Raw genomic sequence first — 19,865 nt, 5'->3', positions numbered from 1 at the left:
CTATTAATCCTTACTACTAAAATACTGTACTAGTGTGTCTTTGCGCACGGCGAAAATACCTGAACCACCGTTATCGAATTCAAGCCAAATCACTTCTAACCCGGGAAACCTTTCGCTCATGTGCACTTCGCTATTTCCAACTTCAACGAATAACCAGCCACCGTCATTAAGGTAAGTTGGCGCCTCTTTAAGCATGATATCAACCAGTTCCAGACCGTCTTCACCTGCGGCAAGGGCAAGCTCAGGCTCGTGGTGATACTCTTCAGGCAAGTCAGCCATGTCCTCTGCGTCAACATAAGGCGGATTAGACACGATAAGGTCGTATTTCTGCCCTTCTAAACTTGAAAACAGGTCAGACTGGATGGGATAAACACGGTGACTAAGACCATGCTCCTGAATATTGATATCGGCCACTTCCAATGCATCTGTGCTGATATCAACGGCATCTACCTGCGCCTCTGGGTATGCATGAGCAAGCGCAATAGCAATACACGCACCGCCCGTGCACATATCAAGAATACTGTTAGGCGTAGATTCTACAAATGGCGCAAACTCTTTTTGAATAAGTTCAGCAAATGGAGAGCGAGGAATGAGCACTCGCTCGTCTACGTAGAACGGCATACCGCAGAACCAGGCTTCGTTTGTGATATAAGGTAATGGCATGCGAGTTTGCACGCGCTTTAAAACAAGCTCTGCAATTTTCTCTCGCTCGCTTTTCGTTAAGCGAGACATCATTACGCTGTCTCCAACTTGTTCCAATATAGGATGAGGCAAATGTAAGGCTTGCATAACTAGGCTTGTCGCTTCATCCCATGCATTGTCAGTACCATGACCAAAATACAAAGCCGCATCGTTAAAACGGCTGGTTGCCCATCGTGTCATATCTAACAGGGTATGCAGATCTTCAATGGCTTCTTCGAGGTAAAACTTATCGGTCATGGCGTTTGGGTACATCAAAAATTTCAAAGCTGGTATCATACCCAAACTTCATACCGATTCACATAATTAACTACGTACCGAATCTTTCTATTCGTTATAATTTAGGCGTTTTGAATCGTTAAACTCGAGTGTATTTACCCAAGCTATCGTTGATGAAAACCTTTAAAAAAGAACTCAAAGCATTGAAGAAGCAACTTTCTGAACCTCATCGCCATAAAAGTCAGGCGAGACAGGAAGGCGCCCGTAATGGAAATATGTCTACGAATACCGAGGAAGAGACCTTTTCATTTGCCGATGCAATGCAGGGGGTGACGCCTTTATCACAAGATAAAGTTGAGCCTGATAAGCAAGTTGAGTTATTTAAGAAGTCACAGCAGGTAAAAGGTAAACATCTAAAACACAGTAAGCAATTAGCGGCAAGCTTCGACTTTTCTGATATGTACCAGGCAGCGTTGCCGCAAGAAGGGCCCATGCGCTTTTGCCAAGAAGGTGAGTCTACGCATATTTTGAAGCAGCTGCGCCGCGGCGACTACTCGCCAGAAATGACTTTAGATTTACATGGCCTTACCCGAGAGATGGCAAAAGCCGAGCTTGCCGCACTTATTCACACGGCGAGAAAAGAACTGATAGATTGCGTGTGTGTAATGCATGGTTTTGGTCAGGGCGTGCTAAAAGCCGCCCTGCCCCATTACTTAGTTCAGCACCCACACGTACGTGCATTTCATCAAGCGCCCCTCGAATACGGTGGACAAGCAGCACTATTGGTACTCATCGACATACCGCTTCAAAACAACAAGCGTTAATTTGCGCCTGGACAGCCATACATGGTGACTTATTTGTCTTCATCTGCACTGTTGTGCATAAACAAATAAGTGTAATACATCATCATCGCTACAATAATGCCTATACCGAGTAGTGAGCCCCATACTACGGGGTCTTTCATCATAGTCCACAACATAAGTAATCTCCTCTTCAACTAAGTAAATAGTAGAAGAGGCGTTAGATAGAGGATGTGATCCAGATCAAATTCGATTTCTAGTCGTTAGCTGTCGGCCTAATTATTTGATCCAGGTCAACATACAGTTAATACCAATCCGCATATTTGTCGCGCCATCACAATTGGGGCTTTGCCATACTTAGTTGTAACGATTGAATATGTTCAAGTTTCCCTCATAACCAAGCAAGGCCTCCGCATTACGGCACAGCTGCTCCATCGACTCACTAACTTGTATATCAAAATTGGGAGGTGTTGCTCGAAGACTGTGTTGAAAAATTTTGGCGTTTACATGGTTCGCAAGCAAAAGAAAACCCAAACACCCATACGTTCTCAGAAAGGGAAGCCGTGAGCAAAGTTGAGATGCGGCAGTATGTGTAATCGTTAAACTTTTGTCGGGAATAGATAGAATTACCCACTTATCAAGTTTCTGACCCTCTCTTGCGATATTCCTAAACCATCCGTCGACAACGCTATCGTCGTATACATTGCTTGGTATATCAAATAGAACATTGTTGACGTTGAAAAAACGGTATTGATGCTGACTACCTACCATGGCTACCTCCTGTTATGCCTTCATTCAATTGGTAGAGTGGAGCACTGAGCAAAGATCAGTTTTGACAGGGCGAATTCGCCTAGTTAGGACTGTTATGGCTATCGTCTGGCATTATTGAACTGATTAACATTGTGGGCCTGCAGACAAGCAAGTACTTTTTCACTCAACCACAGTGTTGCCTGAGCAGTGTCGTCAAAGTATTCGAATGCTAGTGTTGAAGATTCATAAACACGAGACCAAAACTTCTTTTGCATTGCCACACCTTCTGGTTCATGAAGCACCACTGCCGTGGCGATTAGTCCCAATGCTACGGCTTTACTAACAATTTCTTGCCCAGCGTTAGTAGCCTCCATGGGCGCAAGTGCTAGACCATGCACATTTACTAAGCTTCCCCAACACGGTGTATCAATATTCTTTCTTTGTGCGCCAACCACACGCTCATACTTTTGCATGAACTCAAGATTAAACGGACCTACTAAGTCTATATGTAGAATATTTTGCTCTGCTTGAAAATGAGCGTGGACCTCTCCATGCGCACTAAACTTGTCTATATCCATACGTTCCTCCACTTGAAAAGTATAGAACAAGATTAGGGCCAGATAAATTTGTTGCATATTGAGGGATAAAATTAATTCACAAAAAGGTATTGCAAATCATTCTCATTTACACTATCTTGTAAATGCCTGTTCGACGTTGGGTAAAAAACGGTCTTGGCTTAGCGTCGCTGAGGGATAGACGCCCGTCTATCCCTCAATTTTTTTCTTCAATATATTTTTCTACTTATCTTAATCAACGTTCATAGACGCATAAAAAAAGCGACTATCACGTCGCTTTTTCTCGCTTCTTTAATTTAGCTAAACAGCTTCATAAACCAACCTTTTTGAAGATCTTCCTCGCAGGTTTTAAGTTGCGTAGCATAGCGCAGCGAGCGCGCTTTAACTTTTGACGCCACTTTCTTCAGCCACGGCTTTCTATCATAGCTTCTGCGTTTGTACCCGCCCCATCCTTCGTGATAGTTAAGGTATTGCGCGTAGGCGTCCCATTTAGAAATACCGTTCACTTTTTGCGACTTGTAAATAAACCATCCCATAAAGTCGATAGCGTCCTCGAAATCATCACGATCCGCACCACTGTTATCTGTTTCTCTCATATAGTCAGACCAGGTAGGTGTTTTCGCTTGTGAATAGCCATAAGCCGAACTAACACGCCCCCAAGGGATAAGCCCGAAGAAAACGTAATCACGCGGTGGAAGCGCATCGTGGCGGAAGGAACTTTCTTGATACATCATGGCCATTGGAACATGTATAGGCACACCCCATTTATCGCGGGCATCAGCTGCTGCATCATACCAATCGTCCTTTTCGTAGAATATTTCGCACAAATTACTGATGTCTTTAGGAGGCGTAGTTGCACACCCAGCGATAAACAGCGGAAAAAGAACGATGAGAGTTGATAAAAAAACAACCAATTTTTTGAACTTTTGGTTCATAGCTTGTCTTAACTAATGTTCTAGTAAAATGTGTGTTTCCCTGGAACCCTTCGATGCCTGACCTATGTCAGGCATTTTTTTTTGCTGGGGCCTCAGCGAAATAATCACGAATAAATGTATCAAAGTCTTTCACATCAGCAGCTTCTATTTCTTTTTGAGCAGCAAACGACACGTCAGCTTGGGCAGCAAAACCAGCAGCATCCGTATCCGTGTATTCAAAAGACTTCATCTCAGCTTGATAAGCTTGTGCCAGTTCTAAGCCCAACACGCCATTATCTTTGTCGCTTTCTAGCAAAGTAGCAAGTAGTTTACCTGACGGTGTTAGCGCCGGATCCGCCACTTTTTCAGCCTCGACGTTCACCGCTTGTGTATAACGGGACGTATCATTGGCTAAATCGAGTAATTCGGCCGCTTGCTCGAAGGACTTAAACAGAGAGGCACACCATTTGGGTAGTGAAATATTTTCTCCGCCATTTTGCAGGAGCAAATCAGGGTTTCGCCCTTCTAACACCACTTTATTCATATTCTCTTTAGCTTCTTTAAGCTGCGCTTCGTCAAGTTCTGCACTTGGCATTAGTAAGCACGCCACTAAGAAAACATCTAAGAAATCGAATTGCGTCTGTGAAATACCAATTGCCGAAAATGGATTTACATCTAGAGCGCGCACTTCAATGTAGCTGATACCGCGTCTAACCAAAGCGTCTGTTGGCTTTTCCATTGACTGAGTAGGCTGCTTAGGGCGTATAGGCGAGTACAGTTCATTTTCAATTTGAATGATGTTGCGACTTAACTGTTGATAATTGCCCTCTTCGCCTGCAGCAAACTGGCTGAACCGGGATGACGGCGTATTCATCGCATCGCGCAGCAAGGTGACATAGTTGTCTAGCTTGTTGTAACAAATCTTAAGCGACGATTGCTCTGCACTTGTGTAGCCTAAATCACTCATGCGAAGTGATGTCGCGTATGGCATGTATACCGTGCCCTTACCTACCTTTTTAAAAGGTAACGCATGCTGCTTTCCTTTTAAAAACGATCCACATAATGCAGGGGATGCACCGTACAAATAAGGAATAAGCCAACACAACCTGCGGTAGTTGCGGATAAGCCCAAAATAATCGGCTGAAGTCTGCTCTTGAGAATGTTCTTTTCCGTTCAGTTCAGCCCATAGCTTCCAAAACGTTTCGGGAAGAGAAAAGTTGAAATGCACGCCGGCAATTGCCTGCATCATACTGCCGTAGCGGTTTTTCAGACCAATGCGATATACACGCTTCATCTTGCCCACATTTGACTCACCAAAATAGGCGATGGGAATGTGCGCTTCATCATCTATAAAGCATGGCATACTTAGCGGCCATATTTGCTCTTCACCAATATTATCAATAACGAATTTATGGATATCTTTTAACTGAGAAATCGTTTTGGCAGCACTGTTTTCTGGCGGCGTAATGAATTCAAGCAACGATTCAGAAAAGTCTGTGGTGATTGAATCATGGGTTAGCGCAGATCCCAGCGGTTTAGGATGGGGTGTTTGTGCCAACGTACCGTTCGGGTTTATACGAAGGGCTTCGCGCTCAACGCCGCGCTTGATGTCTTTTAGCGCAGCGAGAAATTCGGGTGACTTAAGCGCAGCAATGCGCGCTTCAAAACGGGATGAGTCTACAGTCAAAATGGTGGTCCGTTATGTCAATATAGCCCCCTGTTATGGGGGGCAATAATGTAAATTCAACAAAAATCAATCTATCAGTTTAACGTTTCTCGGGTATTACTCTCTACTGATAACTCGATAATTGGCATCGATAGCGCGTTTAACTGAGGCAAAATTTTAGCTTTATCGCCTACTACAATAATTTGCATCTTATCAAGATTCAAATATTGCTTTGCCAAGGTATCCATCGTTTTCTTATCAATATTGTTGATAATAGCAAGCTGCTCTTCACGATAGCCTTTATCAAGACCATAGCTAAGCAATTGCCTTAAAAAGCGCGCTTTACTGGTAGGTGTTTCAAATTCAAGTGCGTCGCTTAACGTAAAGGCATTGCGCATGAACGCAATTTCTTCCTCGGTTACACCTTCAGTGCGGTAGCGATTAATCTCTTTTAAAATTTCAGCGATACCTTCACCTGTGTTAGCAGCAGTGAGGTCGGTACTTGCTTCAAACCAGCCAAGGGTTTTGCCACCAACGAAACCACTATTTGCTCCATAGGTGAAGCCTTTATCTTCTCGAAGGTTCAGATTTATGCGGCTATTAAATGCTCCCCCTAATGGGAAGTTCATAAGGCGAGACTTAAAGTGATCGCCTGTCGCATCAAAAGGTAAGCTTCTATCAACAATAAATACTACCGACTGAACCGCTTCTGGGCTATCCACTAGGAAGATTTGGTTTTCTTCGTACTTGGGAAAATCGCTGTAATCAGCAAATTCATAGGAATTCCCCTTCCACTGACCAATAAAGTCTAGTGTATTCACCATGTCTTTTTTCGGTAAGTTACCAACAACGACGATACTCGCTTTATCTGGCGAATAGTAATTGGCATAGAACGTTTTAACATCTTCCAACGTGATATTCTGCACAGTTTGCAGCGTGCCTTCATCCGGCAGGCTGACACGGTTCTCTTCACCAAACAAAACGAGGTCACGCGCGCGGCGGGCTAAGCTAGACGGCGTTTTCGCTTGTTGCTGCAAGCCTTGTACAACACGCTCTTTCATGCGGTCAAAATCTTCTTGAGTGAACGCAGGGTTGAACAGCTTTTCTTTTAATAGCGCTAAGGTTTCATCTAAATGCTTGGTTAAAGTAGACACGTAAACCTGTGAGTATCTACCTGCAGTACTAAATCGGATAGCGCTACCCAGTTTTGCAAGTTCGCTAGCTAATTCTTCATTGCTGTAATGCTTTGTAGTTTCATTCATAAGTAACGCGGTTAAGTAGGCCGTACCCGCTTTACCTTCAGGGTCTAGCAACATGCCGCCATCCATACCTAATGTAAGCGTTACCGTTGGCGTTTCGGTGCTGGTTACGCCAAGTATTTCAATGCCGTTAGCAAGTTCAGATTCCCAATAATCAGGAACTTCCACAACCGGTGCCTCACCGGCTTTCGGCATTACGCTTCTATCAAAGCTAGGGGCGGTATTGGTAGATAGGGCACTGGTAACAGCTTCATTTTCAGACACTTCTACCGTATCGATTTCAATATTTCTCACCGGACGTTCAAAGGTCTGCTCAGCCGCAGCGAGCTGAACCTGCCCTTTGGGCACCACGCTTAATACAACGCTATTGGCGTCTTTAATGTATTTATTGTAAACACGCATAACGTCTTCAGCAGTTACGGCGTTATAGCGCGCAATATCTTCGGCAATCAAATCTGGCGTTTGGTAAAAGGTTTCGTTAGCGGCGAGGGCTGACACTTTGCCAGACACACTTTGTAAGCCAAATACCGTACGCGCTTCAATTTGTCCTTTTGTACGCGCTAAATCATCTGCCGTTACACCACGTGTCTCAAACTCTTTTAGGGTTTCATTCAGTACGTTCTGGAGAGTAGAAAGTGAGGTAATTTTTGCAGGGTTAGCCAGAGCGAGTAGCTGGAATTCACAGGCAAGTTCGCGGCAAGGGTGAGACACCACGGCTTGCACCGCCATGCCTTCTTTCACTAGGTTTTTGTAAAACAGTGAGGTTTTTCCACCGCCTAAAATATCGGCCAATACGTCCAGTGGCGCTTCGTCTTCATGGCGACCATACACTGTAGGATAAGTTATTTGCAGAAGCGGAAGATGAACTTTATCTTCTAACGTTACATAACGGGTTTCGTCTAGCGTTACTGGCTGAGGCTCAGGCTCTTCTACTTTAGGTCCTGATGGGATTTCCCCAAAGTACTTGTTCACCCACGCTTTGGTTTTGGTTACGTCGATATCGCCACCAATAGTTAGGACCGCATTGTTCGGGCCATACCAGCGCTTAAAAAAGGCTTTTAGGTCATTGACGTCAACCCGGTCTAAATCTTCTACATAGCCGATAGTCATCCACGAGTATGGATGCCCTTCAGGATATAGCGCTTCACCATTAAGCTCGAAACGCAATCCATACGGCTGATTGTCCACACGCTGCGCACGCTCGTTTTTAACCGTTTCTCTTTGGTTTTCAAACTTAGTTTGGTCTACGGCTTCTAACAGATAGCCCATTCTGTCAGATTCTAGCCAAAGGACTTTCTCCAATTGGTTAGCCGGTACGGTTTCAAAATAGTTTGTGCGATCGGTATTGGTTGTGCCGTTTAAGTTACCGCCCGATTCCGTAATAACCTTAAAATGCTGCTCATCGGCAACGTGTTTTGAGCCTTGAAACATCATGTGCTCAAAAAAGTGAGCAAAACCCGATTTACCTACCTCTTCTCGCGCAGAGCCAACGTGATAGGTAACGTCAACATGAACCAGTGGGTCAGAATGGTCTTCGTGGAGAATGACGGTAAGTCCGTTTTCTAATGTGTACTTTTCGTAAGGAATAGACACGGTGTTCGACGAATCAGCTACTGTGTTTAGTTGGTTATTCGTCTTCTCTTCCTGTACGTGCTGACACGCTGTTACTACAATGACGCCTATGGTCATAACGAAGGTACGTAGGGTCAGTTTTCCTGACATGATGATTCCTTTTAAATTACTACACATTCTTCACTCTGCCTTTTCACTCTATATTCACTGAGTGGTACTTGGCTTATTGGGTGAAAACAGAGGTTGCTATCTCTATAGCGCAAGCGAATTTTCGAAGACTACCAGACTTTTTAGCGCTTTACTTGCTTCGACTTTGCTATGATTGTATTAATTTGTGTATTTCTGAAATACACTTACACTTCATAGTCTTTTGTAAAATAGGCTTTAGCCAGTTGAATTCGCTAAGTGGTACGAATGAACTGACAAACGGTTTCCATTTGGAATAAAAATAGCCCAATAGAAGTTGCGAAATAAAAAGGATAGTTGCATGGATCAGTCAACAACAGTAGTCGATATTGATTTTGGAATGTCACAGCTAAGTGGTAACAAAAAACTGTTGTTCACCTTACTTGGTAAGTTTACGGACGAATACCGTTCTCTTGATGCTGACTTGCAGGCGCATGTTGCTAAGGGTGATTTTAATGAGGCTTACTCTCTTGTTCACACACTAAAAGGCGTGACAGGAAACCTAGGGCTTTTTGCTTTGCACAATGCGAGCAAGCCTGTAGAAAGCGGCTTTAGAAACGACAAACGCGTTGCTGAACAATACCCTGCTTTTATCGCAGTACTTGATGAAACCATTGCTGCGGTTGATGCGTTGATCAAAGAGCCAGAAGTCACAGCTTCTGCCCCGGCACCGGCGAATGGAGCAGCAGCTGAGCAAGCGCGAAAACAGTTAATGACAGCGCTGAAAGCGAGCGAGTTTATCGCCCAGGACAAACTGGATGAATGGCTAGATGCCCTTGCCCTACCACAAGAAAAGCGCTCGGCTATTATCGATGCGGTAGACGAACTTGACTATGAAGAAGCCATTTCAGAGTTAGAAAATAGCTAGTGCAGCCGATCCCCGTTCTCTTTGAAAATACAGACCTCATTATTGTTAACAAGCCTATTGGCATTGCTATGCACGATGCCACCAGTGAGGCAGATGTTAGAGAAAATATTGCCGAAAACGGCGAACCAGAAAAAATAGACGGCATTGTAACCCGATTAAAAAAGCAGTTAGCCGTAACAGAACTGCATCTATGCCACCGCTTAGATACGGGCACGTCGGGCTGCTTGTGTCTTGCTAAAAATGCAGCTGTAGCCGGAGAAATTGGCGAGCTTTTCTCATCACGACGTGTGAGCAAATACTACTTGGCGCTAAGTGATCACAAGCCTAAAAAGAAACAAGGCATGATAATGGGCGATATGAAAAATCGTCGAGGCGGCCAGCGGATTTTGCTAAAAACCACAGAAAACCCGGCTATCACTCAGTTTTTCAGTAGCGCGGCTAAGCCCGGTACCCGAGGGTTTATCGTTAAGCCTCACTCGGGGAAAACCCATCAAATTCGTGTGGCGCTTAAAAGCATTGGCGCACCTATTTTGGGTGATACACTTTATGGGGGTGAGACATCAGACAGGCTGTATCTTCATGCATGGCATTTGCGCCTACCTTTGTCTTCTGGTGAATTATCGGTTACTGCACCTTTCGATACAGGTGAAGTCATAAACGAAGCCGATGTGCAGACTTGGTACAATGGGCTTAATGCGCCTGGGACTTATCCATGGCCTTCCCTGCCCGCACGCTTTTTGCCGGTGTGCTAGGGGAAAACGCGAACGGCCTAATAGGTGCTAACCTAATAGGTGCTAATAGTCATAAGAAAATAGAAGCTACTTTGAATGTTTAATAGGTGCTAATGGGTAAACTACATATAGTTGGCGGCGGTGCCATAGGAAGCCTCATTGCTGCAAGCGCCCAGAAAAATGGCGTGCCGTATGACTGCTACCCCAGAGACATGAAAACCATGCCCTCTTGCGCACACTGGCAAAACGGCCAAACCACTGCGCTAAAACCTGCGAAGCCTTCACCTATCGTGTTACCTAAAAGTGATGTGCTGATAATCCCCTTAAAAGTATATCAACTTAAAGCAGCTCTATTGCAATGGCTTCCCTTTCTCACACAACAACCTACCGTTGTGCTGCTTCACAACGGTATGGGCGGACTTGAGATCGCAAGAGATCTACTTGGCGGCGATTATCCGTTGCTTCTTGCTACAACCAGTCATGGCGCGTTAAAAGTAAGCGCGTCGAGCGGCGATTTTCATGTTAAGTATACTGGCGTTGGCGCAACGCAAATTGGTACGCCTAATGTAGATAAGCCATCACCTCAAACATTGGCCGCCCTTTCACAAATAGCGCCACAGCTAGCCAGCGCAATTGCGACGTTAGACAACGCACTTCCGCCGGTGCAATACCAAAGTAATATTTTAAAAGCATTGTGGGCAAAGCTTTCCGTTAATGCCGTGATTAACCCACTAACGGCGCTTCACAATATTCAAAATAAGCACATTGCCAATCCTGAATTTGAACAAAGCCGTATCGCAATTTGCAATGAGTTTACTCAAGTAGCGGATGCTTACGGGCTAGATTTTGATGCAAAATCAGTTCATGAAAATGTGCTGTCTGTAGCCAAGGCGACCGGAGAAAACTACTCAAGTATGCATCAGGATGTGGCCCACGGTAGACAAACAGAAATAGACGCCATCAACGGTTACATCGTAAATATGGCAACAAAAAAGGGTATTCCCGTTCCCGAGAATACCCTCTTAGTAGAGCGTGTTAAGGCGCTCAGCCTTTAGGCAAAGCGCAGACTTACTTATTACATAAGCAGGTCGACGCTATTTTTTATTATTCTTGTTCACCCGCTTCTTGCGCGTCTTTTGGCGCCTGAGGCTTCATGTGTGGGAACAAGATAACATCTTTAATTGTTGAGCTATCAGTAAATAGCATAGCTAGACGGTCAATCCCGATACCTTCACCTGCTGTTGGCGGCAAACCATATTCAAGCGCGCGAATATAATCGTCGTCAAAGTGCATGGCTTCATCATCGCCTGCATCTTTTTCTTCAACCTGCTTTGCAAAACGTTCTGCCTGATCTTCTGGGTCGTTAAGCTCGCTAAAGCCATTCGCTAATTCACGTCCACCTACAAAGAACTCGAAGCGGTCGGTAATGAATGGGTTGTTGTCGTTACGGCGCGCAAGCGGCGATACTTCCCACGGATATTCTGTAATAAACGTAGGTTGGATAAGCTTCTCTTCTGCTGTTGCTTCGAAGATTTCGCAAAGGTACTTACCCGCACCCCAAATGCCATCAACTTCAGGCTCTTTAATGTGAAGCTGTTTTGCCATTGCTTTAAGCGCGTCAAGGTTCGCCTCTGGGTCGCGAATAGCTTCTTCGTTAGCTTCTGGCCAGTACTTAAGAATAGCTTCACCCATGCTTAAGCGGTCAAACGGCTTACCAAAATCGTATTCAACTTCAGACGTTACGTTACCTTCAGCGTCTTTGGTTGTGTTTTTGATGATGCTTGTACCAAGAATATCTTCTGCCAGCGTGCGCAGCATATCTTCAGTAAGGTTCATCAGGTCATTGTAGTCTGCATACGCTTGGTAGAATTCAAGCATAGTAAACTCTGGGTTGTGACGGGTTGATAAGCCTTCGTTACGGAAGTTACGGTTAATTTCGAACACACGCTCAAAACCACCAACCACTAGGCGCTTAAGGTAAAGCTCTGGCGCAATACGTAAGTACATATCAATATCTAGCGCATTGTGGTGAGTTACAAACGGCTTCGCCGTCGCGCCACCAGGAATAACCTGTAGCATTGGCGTTTCTACTTCTAAGTAGTCACGCTTAGTCAGATAGTTACGAATTCCGTTTACGATCTTGCTACGGATCATGAACGTTTTGCGCGTTTGTTCACTTGTGATCAAATCTACGTAGCGCTGGCGATATTTCGTTTCTTGGTCGCTCAAGCCGTGGAATTTTTCTGGCAATGGACGAAGTGCTTTGGTTAGCAACTCGTATTGCTCCATGTTCACGTAAAGGTCGCCTTTACCTGACTTATGTAGGTCACCCGCCACGCCAATAATGTCACCAATATCCAGTGCACCATATTTTGCTTTAAGCGCTTTTTGCGTGTCTTTATCTGCGTATGCCTGAATACGGCCAGTCATATCTTGGAGCAGCATGAAAGGGCCACGCTTTGCCATAATACGGCCAGCGATGCTTACTTTGTTACCCTGCTCTTTTAGCGTTTCTTTGTCGAATTCACCGAACTTAGCTTGAAGCTCATCCGCATAGTTTTCGCGACGGAAGCTGTTTGGGAAACCGTTTGCACGGCACTGCTCGCGAATAGCGCTTAGCTTTGCACGGCGCTCTGCAATCAATTTGTTATCGTCTGTTTGTTGGTCAGTCATAACCTTTCACTTCGTTGTTCGGTTTACAGCCCAGATTTCAGGCTGGCTTCAATAAATTTGTCCAAGTCGCCATCTAGCACGGCTTGAGTGTTGCGTGTTTCCACGCCAGTGCGCAAATCTTTAATGCGAGAGTCGTCCAAAACATAAGAGCGTATTTGGCTTCCCCAGCCGATATCTGACTTGCTGTCTTCCATCGCTTGTTTTTCGGCGTTTTGTTTTTGCAGTTCAAACTCATAAAGTTTGGCTTTTAACTGCTTCATCGCCTGATCTTTGTTTTTGTGCTGCGAGCGGTCGTTCTGACACTGCACCACAATGCCCGTAGGTTCATGGGTAATACGTACTGCTGAATCCGTTCTGTTTACGTGCTGACCACCCGCGCCCGATGCGCGATAGGTGTCTATACGTAAATCAGACGGGTTGATTTCAATATCGATGTCGTCATCAATTTCAGGATATACAAACGCAGATGAAAACGACGTATGACGGCGGTTGCCCGAGTCAAACGGCGATTTACGAACTAAGCGATGTACGCCGGTTTCTGTGCGCAGCCAGCCAAACGCATATTCGCCCTGAACGCGCAACGTAGCACTTTTAATGCCCGCAACTTCGCCTTCCGACACTTCAATAAGTTCCGTTTTAAAACCGTGCGCTTCGCCCCAACGCAAATACATGCGCAGCAGCATATTGGCCCAATCTTGCGCTTCTGTACCACCAGAGCCCGACTGAATATCAATATAGCAGTCGTTTTCGTCGTTAGGACCAGAAAACATGCGGCGAAACTCAAGCACTTCTAGCTGCTCAATTAAGCCTTCAAGCTCACTTTGGGCCTCAACGAAGGTATCTTCATCTTCGGCTTCAACAGCCAATTCAACAAGACCTTCAACGTCTTCAGTTCCCTGATCGAGCTTGTGGATCGTCTCTACGATTTGCTCCAAGGCCACTTTTTCTTTGCCAAGGGCCTGCGCTCTGTCTGGCTCGTTCCAAACGTCAGGACTTTCTAACTCTCGGCTAACTTCTTCTAAACGCTCTGACTTTGCATCAAAGTCAAAGATACCCCCTAAGCGCTTCAGTGCGCTCGCGGATATCTTTTATCGCATTCATAACGGGGTTTATTTCAAACATAGTCCGCTTATTTCGTTAAAAATTTAAGACCGCGGATAGTACCGAATTTGAAGGAATTTTGATAGGGGTTGGCGCAAATATTGCGACACTGAGCTTGTGCTAATTTTCGTATGGATTTTAAGCACCTTCGTTGAAGCGAGTATTTTCACCGTTCAATGGCGCGCACATACTGTTGGGTAGGCTGTCTTAACCCATACAAATAGAGTAAACGTTTTTAAAGGCAGCCTACAGCTGCACTAGTTTGGAGCATTATTGCTTAGTGTCGCGTGCGTTTAGAGTGCGAATTGTTTGGAAAATCTTTTAGGAAAAGTATGTCGTTCAATAATTTGTCTTATGCCGTTATCGGCGTACTTCTCGGTCTTTTTGTATTGGCCTTGGGCCAACTCGTCGATTGCCAGAACCTTGCGGGGGCAACGATGGCGTTGCAGTGCCCCAACGGCACGCCCATTTCTAAATTGTGGCTTGCCACGTCAATGTTAATAGCGGGAAGCGGAATTTTCACTTGGCTATATCGCAATCGTAAATATTAACCGTAACGTGCAGAAATGACTCGGTGAGTATCAACGGTGTTAACACATCACTGCGTATAACTGTTACGTAATGAGTCTAACTGCTGACTGACGAAAGTAAGATTTAGAACAAACAACATGTTTTAAGTGCTGTTCGTTCTGGTAAAAAAGAGCCATGCTCATTTTTAATGGATTGCCCCTTTTTCCTGAGCAAAGTGTTTTTTACACACCCGCTGGAATTTCCGGCTATTTAGCAAAAGAATAATCTGTGTAGCCCTTCTCACCACCACCAAATAACGTATCGGGGTTGTGCTCATTCAGCGGTACATTATTCGCCAGTCTGTAGGTTAAATCTGGGTTCGCCACGAAAGGTCGACCAAAACCAATCATATCTGCCCATCCTTCAGTTAAAGCTTTTTCGGCACGCTCTGTGTCGTACTTTCCGGCATAAATAAGCAGACCGCTATAGGCTTCACGAATAGCCATCTTGAATGATATTGGCATTTGCGGCGCATCATCCCAGTCGGCTTCAGCAATATGCATATAGCCAATCTTGAATCTATTAAGCATGGAAGCAATAGCAAGATAGGTCTCTTCGGGATTGTCGTCGACCGTCCCGTTTAATGTTGTTAGGGGCGCCAAACGTACACCTACTTTATCAGCGCCAATTTCCTCAGACACAGCCTGCACCACTTCTTTCAAGAATCGAATACGGTTCTGTACACTTCCGCCGTATTCATCAGTTCTTGTATTACTTTGAGAATCAATAAACTGGTTAAGCAAGTAACCATTAGCCGAATGCAACTCAATGCCATCAAATCCGGCATCTACGGCATTGCGCGCCGCAACGCGATACTCTTCCACCACGGCTTTTATATCTTCAATGCTCATTTCTCGGGGCATGACCGACTCAACAAAGCCAGGGTTGCCGCCTTCATCAACAAATACTTTTACGCCTTTTGCTTGAATCGCCGATGCGCTAATTGGCTGCTGCCCCTCTGTATTTGAAGGATGGGATACGCGGCCCACGTGCCAAAGTTGCGCAAACATCACACCACCCGCTTCATGGACTTTATCTGTTACCAACTTCCAGCCATCGATTTGCGCCTTGGTATAAATACCCGGCGTCCACGCATAACCCTTACCGAGTGCCGAAATTTGTGTGCCTTCACTCACAATAATCCCTGCACTTGTGCGCTGAGCGTAATATTCAGCCATAAGGGTGTTGGGCACATCTCCCGGCTGCGTTGAGCGGGAGCGGGTCATTGGCGGCATAACAACCCGATTGTTCAGCGTTTTTCCAGACAGCGATAGGGTTTCAAATAATTTCATAATACAGTCCTTTAAACTTTATTCTTGCAATTTACACGTTTAGATAACGGTAAATATAAGGCCCTATAGCTGGCTTAGAACCCGTACTTTTAGCAAAGCACTTTTGCATTTTTCACAAAAGTACCGGTGTATTTCGACGACGTTATCCCAAATTTCATGCATCTCCTCTTGACGCAGAAAAAATTAAGCTTACACTTGTGCGCTGAGTTAGCGTACAAGTGTAAGCTAAAATATTTTCATCCTTTTTGTATTTAAGATATTCCGACGAAATACAGGTGTGATTTCTACATTGAGACTATTACTAGATAAATTCACTGATCGCATTTTTCACCATGCCTCTTGGAAGGGCTACTGGGAAGTGCTGATGCAGCAAGTTAGACCCGCGTGGCGCGATGGGTATTTCAGAGCTAGGGTCGTGACCGTAAAAAAACTGAGCACGGATATGCTCGAGGTGTTACTTATACCAGAGAGGTCTTGGCCAACGCATGTTGCAGGGCAACATATCGCAATAACCATAGAAATTAATGGCAGGCTCACCACTCGCGTGTTTACCATAGCGAGTGGTGCTAACACCCGACAAAAAGAAAAGCAGATTCGTCTTGTAACCAAGGTTAAAGCTCAGGGCGCATTAACACCTTATCTTCACTCTTGTGTGCCTAATCAATGGGTAAATATCTCAGCCCCTATGGGGGAATTTATCTGGCCGAAGGTTGAAAAGCCCCTACTTATGATAGCGGGCGGCTCGGGTATAACTCCTTTCATTGCCATGCTTGACGATGCCGTCAACAACGCGCAGCTAAACCATACACCGGTACACTTACTTTATTTTGCTAAGCCAGACGAGCATGTATTACTCAATGAATTATCAGCGTTCAGTCAGCGCTGTGAGCACTTCACCTATGATATTTTGAGCAAGCAAAAAGACGGAGACGTAGAAGCGCATTTGTGTAACTTTGCCAATGCACACTGGTTAGTGTGTGGTCCACATGCCATGTTCGAGCAAGTTGAAAGTTATGCAAAAGCGATCAACGTGCCTGTTTCGAGCGAGCACTTCGCTGCGCTTCCTGTGGTGAGCAACACCAGCCTTACCGAAATCGAAACCTTTTCCCTGGTACACAATGGCCAATCTTTGGCTATCGACAATCAGCAAACCCTACTTATACAACTTCAGCAAGCAGAACAACCTGTGACTTATGGCTGTGGCATGGGAATTTGTCATCAATGCCAATGTGTTAAGAAACGGGGCGTAGTGAGAGATACCCGCACGGGTGAGCTTTCAGATAGCGCAGAGCAACTTATTCAGCTGTGTGTATCACAAGCCGTTACTGATTTGGAGATTCAACTATGAACACCAGCGTTGCAATAGACAACCAACACCGTGAAGAAGCCATCGAACAGGCGCATTCTCCGATAAGTGAAACCAAAGCTATTCGGTCAACGAGCACTAAAGAGAAACCGAACTACGAGTTACTTGCCGCTCAGCTTGATGAAATTAAAGCTGACATTAAACGAAAAGTGGGTGCTGAAGATGCGGCCTATATCCGACGTATTATTCTTGTTCAGCGAATTTGCGAGTGGAGCGGACGGATACTTTTAATGTTGGGGTTCATTCAACCGCTGCTCTGGGTTGCCGGCGTATTGAGTTTAGCTACAGCAAAAATTCTCGATAATATGGAAATAGGCCACAACGTGATGCACGGCCAGTACGATTGGATGAACGACAAACACATTAATTCGAAAGGCTATGAGTGGGATATTGCCTGCGATGGTGCGAGCTGGAATCGCGTTCACAATTATGAGCATCACACGTATACCAATATTATTGGAAAAGACAGAGACTTTGGCTACGGCTTGCTTCGCCTGTCTAACGATTTTAGATGGCGTGTTAAAAACCTATGGCAGTTTGCGACTTACATCGTACTTAGTGTTTTATTTCAGTGGGGTGTGTCGTATCACGAAATGGCCGCTGAGCGGGTCTTTTTTGGAAAAAAGAAGGACAACCGTAAGAACCAAGTTACCCATAATGAACTTAAGAAACGCTTTTTTAGCAAAGGTGCACGTCAGTTAGTAAAAGATTATGTTCTATTTCCTTTGTTAGCTGGGCCGTTATTTTTATGGGTATTTACCGGCAACCTTATCGCCAATTTGCTACGCAATTTATGGACATCTACTATTATCTTTTGCGGCCATTTCACTGGCGACGTGGAAACGTTTAAACAAGAAGATTGTGTTAATGAAACCCGAGGGCAATGGTACTACCGACAAGCGCTGGGCTCATCGAACATAAAGGGCGGAAACCTGTTTCACGTGCTTACCGGGCATTTAAGCTTTCAAATTGAGCACCACCTGTTTCCAGATATCCCAGCCAGACGCTACCGAGAGATGGCGCCCAAGGTAAAAGCCGTACTCGAAGAACACGGCATGCACTACAACACTGGCGGCTTTTTAAAACAATACGCCAGCGTGTTAAAGCGCATTATTCGCTACTCTTTCCCTTAACCAGTTGAAACCCTAACCAGCCGGCCATGGCGCTAGCGCTGGTTAGGCACGTACCCCACGCCCAATCAATCAACATGATAAACAAAGTAAAACCTTCAATAATGCTGTACGCCGTTAAGTTGTAGGCGCCATAACTGGCCAACCCTAGAAGCGCGCCATCGATCCCTGCATAAAGTAACGACTTATCTCTGTTCGCCACCACAGCAAGTACAAACACCACACATCCATACATGAGGTAAAAAACCACCCAAGGCCACGTGATAAATTGACTTCTAAGCAGAGGAGCCATTTCACTTTGATACCAGCCATCCGCAATAACGCCAAGCCACAAGAAGTCGAGCACACCAAAACACACAAAGATTGCAATTAACGACACGACGATGTTTTTCGCAAAGCGAATGATGTTGGAAAGCATGGAACCTATCCCTGTAAATAAGCAAATTGCGGATGCAAGTGATTTAAAATATGAATACGCAAGTGTTGCACAATAAGCGCATCACTTGAATGATAATTCAAGGTAATGCGCATGGGATGGTAATTCACTTAGCTTTTAAATACTCAGCTTTTCATTTTCGCAGCAAGTGTTGCACGCAGAGTTGCAGTTGGACGACCAAGTAGTGATGATAAGGTGCCGCTGTTATCTTGGAGCCACCCCGAGGCGGCGTAATGCTCTGAATCTGCTAATGCTGCTGCCATACCTTCAGGCAGCCCAGCTTTAATGAGTGCTTCTCTATAAGCGCTCTCATCCATGTCTAAAAAACCAATATCTTCGCCGGTAATTTCAGATAGGGTGGAAGCATACTCCATTAGTGTAAAGCCCGTGTCGCCAGCAAGCTCATAAATTTTGCCTGTTTGATTTTGCGATGATAGAAGAACGGCCACTGCGGCGTCTGCATAATCTTGTCGGCTAGCGGTAGACAAAACTCCCTGCTTTGCAGCGCCTGCCACCGCTCCCAACTGCAGTACGCTGTCTACATTATCGGTGTAATTTTCCGTGTACCACCCATTTCGAAGAAACACGAAAGGCGCTGACACATTTTTAAAGTAAGCCTCGGTTTGTTTATGTTCTTGCGCTAACAGCAAAGGAGACGTATCTGCTTTCAACAAACTGGTATAAGCAATGAGGCTAACGTTTTGTGCCATAGCTGCATCTATTACCGCTTTGTGCTGCTCAAAGCGTTTCCCAAACTCTGTACCTGATATTAGCAACAACTTCTCAACACCCTCAAAAGCTGACTTAAGCGTTTCCGGGTTATTATAGTCGGCCTGCCGTACTACTACTCCCAACTGCTTTAATGCGTGTGCGTTATCAGGGTTGCGCACTAGTGCAACAATTGTGTTTGCCTTCTCTGTATTAAGCAGTGTTTGAATAACTTTTTGACCTAATTGTCCGTTAGCGCCGGTTACTGCAATCATAATCTATCCTCTATCAATTAAATGAGTACTGGTTGAACACAGAGGTGATTATGTGCGTGAAACACTGTTATGATA

The 19,865-nt window shown here is 45.0% G+C and carries 19 protein-coding genes; 7 read left to right on the top strand and 12 right to left on the bottom strand.

Annotated features, from left to right (window positions below; genetic code table 11):
• Nucleotides 1-3: 3 nt before the first annotated feature.
• Nucleotides 4-939, bottom strand: coding sequence for a 50S ribosomal protein L3 N(5)-glutamine methyltransferase (prmB, locus tag ACFI6L_RS03850; RefSeq protein WP_462573446.1), 936 nt, complete (start codon nucleotides 937-939; stop codon nucleotides 4-6).
• A gap of 152 nt (nucleotides 940-1,091) precedes the next feature.
• On the opposite strand from prmB, the gene smrB reads away from it, so the two are divergent.
• Nucleotides 1,092-1,742: an endonuclease SmrB gene (gene smrB / locus ACFI6L_RS03845; protein ID WP_014948757.1), complete on the top strand. Its 651-nt coding sequence runs from the start codon at nucleotides 1,092-1,094 to the stop codon at nucleotides 1,740-1,742.
• A gap of 29 nt (nucleotides 1,743-1,771) precedes the next feature.
• Here the strand turns inward: smrB and ACFI6L_RS03840 are convergent, their stop codons facing one another.
• The 6 genes from ACFI6L_RS03840 to ACFI6L_RS03815 form a co-directional block, all read right to left on the bottom strand.
• Nucleotides 1,772-1,897, bottom strand: a complete 126-nt coding sequence (locus ACFI6L_RS03840) for a hypothetical protein (protein WP_012517787.1) — start codon at nucleotides 1,895-1,897, stop codon at nucleotides 1,772-1,774.
• A gap of 178 nt (nucleotides 1,898-2,075) precedes the next feature.
• A complete protein-coding gene (locus ACFI6L_RS03835) occupies nucleotides 2,076-2,489 on the bottom strand; it encodes a hypothetical protein (protein WP_014948756.1) in 414 nt (137 codons plus the stop codon).
• 98 nt (nucleotides 2,490-2,587) lie between these two features.
• Complete coding sequence (locus ACFI6L_RS03830; RefSeq protein WP_014948755.1) at nucleotides 2,588-3,046, bottom strand: hypothetical protein; 459 nt, start codon at nucleotides 3,044-3,046, stop codon at nucleotides 2,588-2,590.
• A 293-nt stretch (nucleotides 3,047-3,339) separates the two neighbouring features.
• Nucleotides 3,340-3,978: a transglycosylase SLT domain-containing protein gene (locus ACFI6L_RS03825; RefSeq protein ID WP_014948754.1), complete on the bottom strand. Its 639-nt coding sequence runs from the start codon at nucleotides 3,976-3,978 to the stop codon at nucleotides 3,340-3,342.
• Nucleotides 3,979-4,045: 67 nt separating this feature from the next.
• Nucleotides 4,046-5,644: a glutamate--cysteine ligase gene (gene gshA, locus ACFI6L_RS03820; protein WP_131138032.1), complete on the bottom strand. Its 1,599-nt coding sequence runs from the start codon at nucleotides 5,642-5,644 to the stop codon at nucleotides 4,046-4,048.
• Nucleotides 5,645-5,718: 74 nt separating this feature from the next.
• The gene (locus ACFI6L_RS03815; RefSeq protein ID WP_462573442.1) at nucleotides 5,719-8,604 is read right to left on the bottom strand and encodes a M16 family metallopeptidase; all 2,886 of its coding nucleotides are present in this window, start codon (nucleotides 8,602-8,604) and stop codon (nucleotides 5,719-5,721) included.
• A 337-nt stretch (nucleotides 8,605-8,941) separates the two neighbouring features.
• Here ACFI6L_RS03815 and ACFI6L_RS03810 point away from each other — a divergent pair, with 337 nt between their 5' ends.
• The 3 genes from ACFI6L_RS03810 to ACFI6L_RS03800 all read left to right on the top strand — a co-directional run bounded on the left by ACFI6L_RS03810 (nucleotide 8,942) and on the right by ACFI6L_RS03800 (nucleotide 11,294).
• On the top strand, nucleotides 8,942-9,508 hold the full coding sequence (locus tag ACFI6L_RS03810) for an Hpt domain-containing protein (RefSeq protein WP_014948751.1): 567 nt from the start codon (nucleotides 8,942-8,944) through the stop codon (nucleotides 9,506-9,508).
• Nucleotides 9,508-10,260 carry a pseudouridine synthase gene (locus tag ACFI6L_RS03805; protein WP_462573441.1) on the top strand — a complete coding sequence of 251 codons (753 nt, stop codon included), beginning with the start codon at nucleotides 9,508-9,510 and terminating at the stop codon, nucleotides 10,258-10,260. The genes ACFI6L_RS03810 and ACFI6L_RS03805 overlap by 1 nt, the downstream gene beginning before the upstream one ends.
• A 92-nt stretch (nucleotides 10,261-10,352) precedes the next feature.
• On the top strand, nucleotides 10,353-11,294 hold the full coding sequence (locus ACFI6L_RS03800; RefSeq protein ID WP_462573440.1) for a ketopantoate reductase family protein: 942 nt from the start codon (nucleotides 10,353-10,355) through the stop codon (nucleotides 11,292-11,294).
• 49 nt (nucleotides 11,295-11,343) lie between these two features.
• Here the strand turns inward: ACFI6L_RS03800 and lysS are convergent, their stop codons facing one another.
• Both lysS and prfB read right to left on the bottom strand, forming a co-directional pair.
• Nucleotides 11,344-12,912: a lysine--tRNA ligase gene (lysS, locus tag ACFI6L_RS03795; RefSeq protein WP_462573439.1), complete on the bottom strand. Its 1,569-nt coding sequence runs from the start codon at nucleotides 12,910-12,912 to the stop codon at nucleotides 11,344-11,346.
• 23 nt (nucleotides 12,913-12,935) lie between these two features.
• Nucleotides 12,936-14,034 (bottom strand): peptide chain release factor 2 gene (prfB, locus tag ACFI6L_RS03790; protein ID WP_101563798.1). Its coding sequence is split into 2 segments (ribosomal slippage): nucleotides 12,936-13,958 and nucleotides 13,960-14,034, totalling 1,098 coding nucleotides; the frame shifts between segments, so codons are not numbered across the junction.
• A 311-nt stretch (nucleotides 14,035-14,345) separates the two neighbouring features.
• Between prfB and ACFI6L_RS03785 the strand changes: the two genes are divergently transcribed.
• Nucleotides 14,346-14,564 (top strand): hypothetical protein, encoded by a 219-nt coding sequence (locus ACFI6L_RS03785; protein ID WP_014948746.1) that lies wholly within the window; start codon nucleotides 14,346-14,348, stop codon nucleotides 14,562-14,564.
• Nucleotides 14,565-14,789: 225 nt separating this feature from the next.
• On the opposite strand, the gene ACFI6L_RS03780 is transcribed toward ACFI6L_RS03785, so the two are convergent.
• Nucleotides 14,790-15,875, bottom strand: a complete 1,086-nt coding sequence (locus ACFI6L_RS03780; RefSeq protein WP_462573438.1) for an alkene reductase — start codon at nucleotides 15,873-15,875, stop codon at nucleotides 14,790-14,792.
• Between the two features lie 289 nt (nucleotides 15,876-16,164).
• Between ACFI6L_RS03780 and ACFI6L_RS03775 the strand changes: the two genes are divergently transcribed.
• On the top strand, nucleotides 16,165-17,223 hold the full coding sequence (locus ACFI6L_RS03775) for a flavin reductase family protein (protein WP_231506437.1): 1,059 nt from the start codon (nucleotides 16,165-16,167) through the stop codon (nucleotides 17,221-17,223).
• Entirely contained in the window at nucleotides 17,220-18,374 is a 1,155-nt protein-coding gene (locus tag ACFI6L_RS03770) for an acyl-CoA desaturase (RefSeq protein WP_283630304.1), read from the top strand. Before ACFI6L_RS03775 ends, ACFI6L_RS03770 begins: the two co-directional genes overlap by 4 nt.
• Here ACFI6L_RS03770 and ACFI6L_RS03765 read toward each other — a convergent pair.
• Together ACFI6L_RS03765 and ACFI6L_RS03760 are read right to left on the bottom strand one after the other, a co-directional pair.
• Nucleotides 18,352-18,789: a DUF2177 family protein gene (locus tag ACFI6L_RS03765; protein ID WP_014948742.1), complete on the bottom strand. Its 438-nt coding sequence runs from the start codon at nucleotides 18,787-18,789 to the stop codon at nucleotides 18,352-18,354. The genes ACFI6L_RS03770 and ACFI6L_RS03765 overlap by 23 nt on opposite strands.
• Before the next feature lie 143 nt (nucleotides 18,790-18,932).
• Complete coding sequence (locus ACFI6L_RS03760; RefSeq protein ID WP_252119987.1) at nucleotides 18,933-19,790, bottom strand: SDR family oxidoreductase; 858 nt, start codon at nucleotides 19,788-19,790, stop codon at nucleotides 18,933-18,935.
• Nucleotides 19,791-19,865 lie beyond the last annotated feature (75 nt).

The sequence above is a fragment of the Alteromonas sp. G4i35 genome, from assembly GCF_054960375.1.
The sequence above is the reverse complement of the archived record's forward strand: the minus strand, read 5'-3'. Positions and strand labels throughout refer to the sequence as shown.

Bases quoted from the DNA above. Each gene is read 5' to 3' on its own strand.
- prmB (WP_462573446.1), bottom strand. From the start codon at position 939: ATGACCGATAAGTTTTACCTCGAAGAAGCCATTGAAGATCTGCATACC.
- ACFI6L_RS03825 (WP_014948754.1), bottom strand. From the start codon at position 3,978: ATGAACCAAAAGTTCAAAAAATTGGTTGTTTTTTTATCAACTCTCATC.
- ACFI6L_RS03770 (WP_283630304.1), top strand. From the start codon at position 17,220: ATGAACACCAGCGTTGCAATAGACAACCAACACCGTGAAGAAGCCATC.
- lysS (WP_462573439.1), bottom strand. From the start codon at position 12,912: ATGACTGACCAACAAACAGACGATAACAAATTGATTGCAGAGCGCCGT.
- ACFI6L_RS03760 (WP_252119987.1), bottom strand. From the start codon at position 19,790: ATGATTGCAGTAACCGGCGCTAACGGACAATTAGGTCAAAAAGTTATT.
- smrB (WP_014948757.1), top strand. From the start codon at position 1,092: ATGAAAACCTTTAAAAAAGAACTCAAAGCATTGAAGAAGCAACTTTCT.
- ACFI6L_RS03810 (WP_014948751.1), top strand. From the start codon at position 8,942: ATGGATCAGTCAACAACAGTAGTCGATATTGATTTTGGAATGTCACAG.
- ACFI6L_RS03830 (WP_014948755.1), bottom strand. From the start codon at position 3,046: ATGGATATAGACAAGTTTAGTGCGCATGGAGAGGTCCACGCTCATTTT.
- ACFI6L_RS03780 (WP_462573438.1), bottom strand. From the start codon at position 15,875: ATGAAATTATTTGAAACCCTATCGCTGTCTGGAAAAACGCTGAACAAT.
- ACFI6L_RS03815 (WP_462573442.1), bottom strand. From the start codon at position 8,604: ATGTCAGGAAAACTGACCCTACGTACCTTCGTTATGACCATAGGCGTC.
- ACFI6L_RS03785 (WP_014948746.1), top strand. From the start codon at position 14,346: ATGTCGTTCAATAATTTGTCTTATGCCGTTATCGGCGTACTTCTCGGT.
- ACFI6L_RS03765 (WP_014948742.1), bottom strand. From the start codon at position 18,789: ATGCTTTCCAACATCATTCGCTTTGCGAAAAACATCGTCGTGTCGTTA.
- ACFI6L_RS03840 (WP_012517787.1), bottom strand. From the start codon at position 1,897: ATGTTGTGGACTATGATGAAAGACCCCGTAGTATGGGGCTCACTACTC.
- ACFI6L_RS03800 (WP_462573440.1), top strand. From the start codon at position 10,353: ATGGGTAAACTACATATAGTTGGCGGCGGTGCCATAGGAAGCCTCATT.
- ACFI6L_RS03835 (WP_014948756.1), bottom strand. From the start codon at position 2,489: ATGGTAGGTAGTCAGCATCAATACCGTTTTTTCAACGTCAACAATGTT.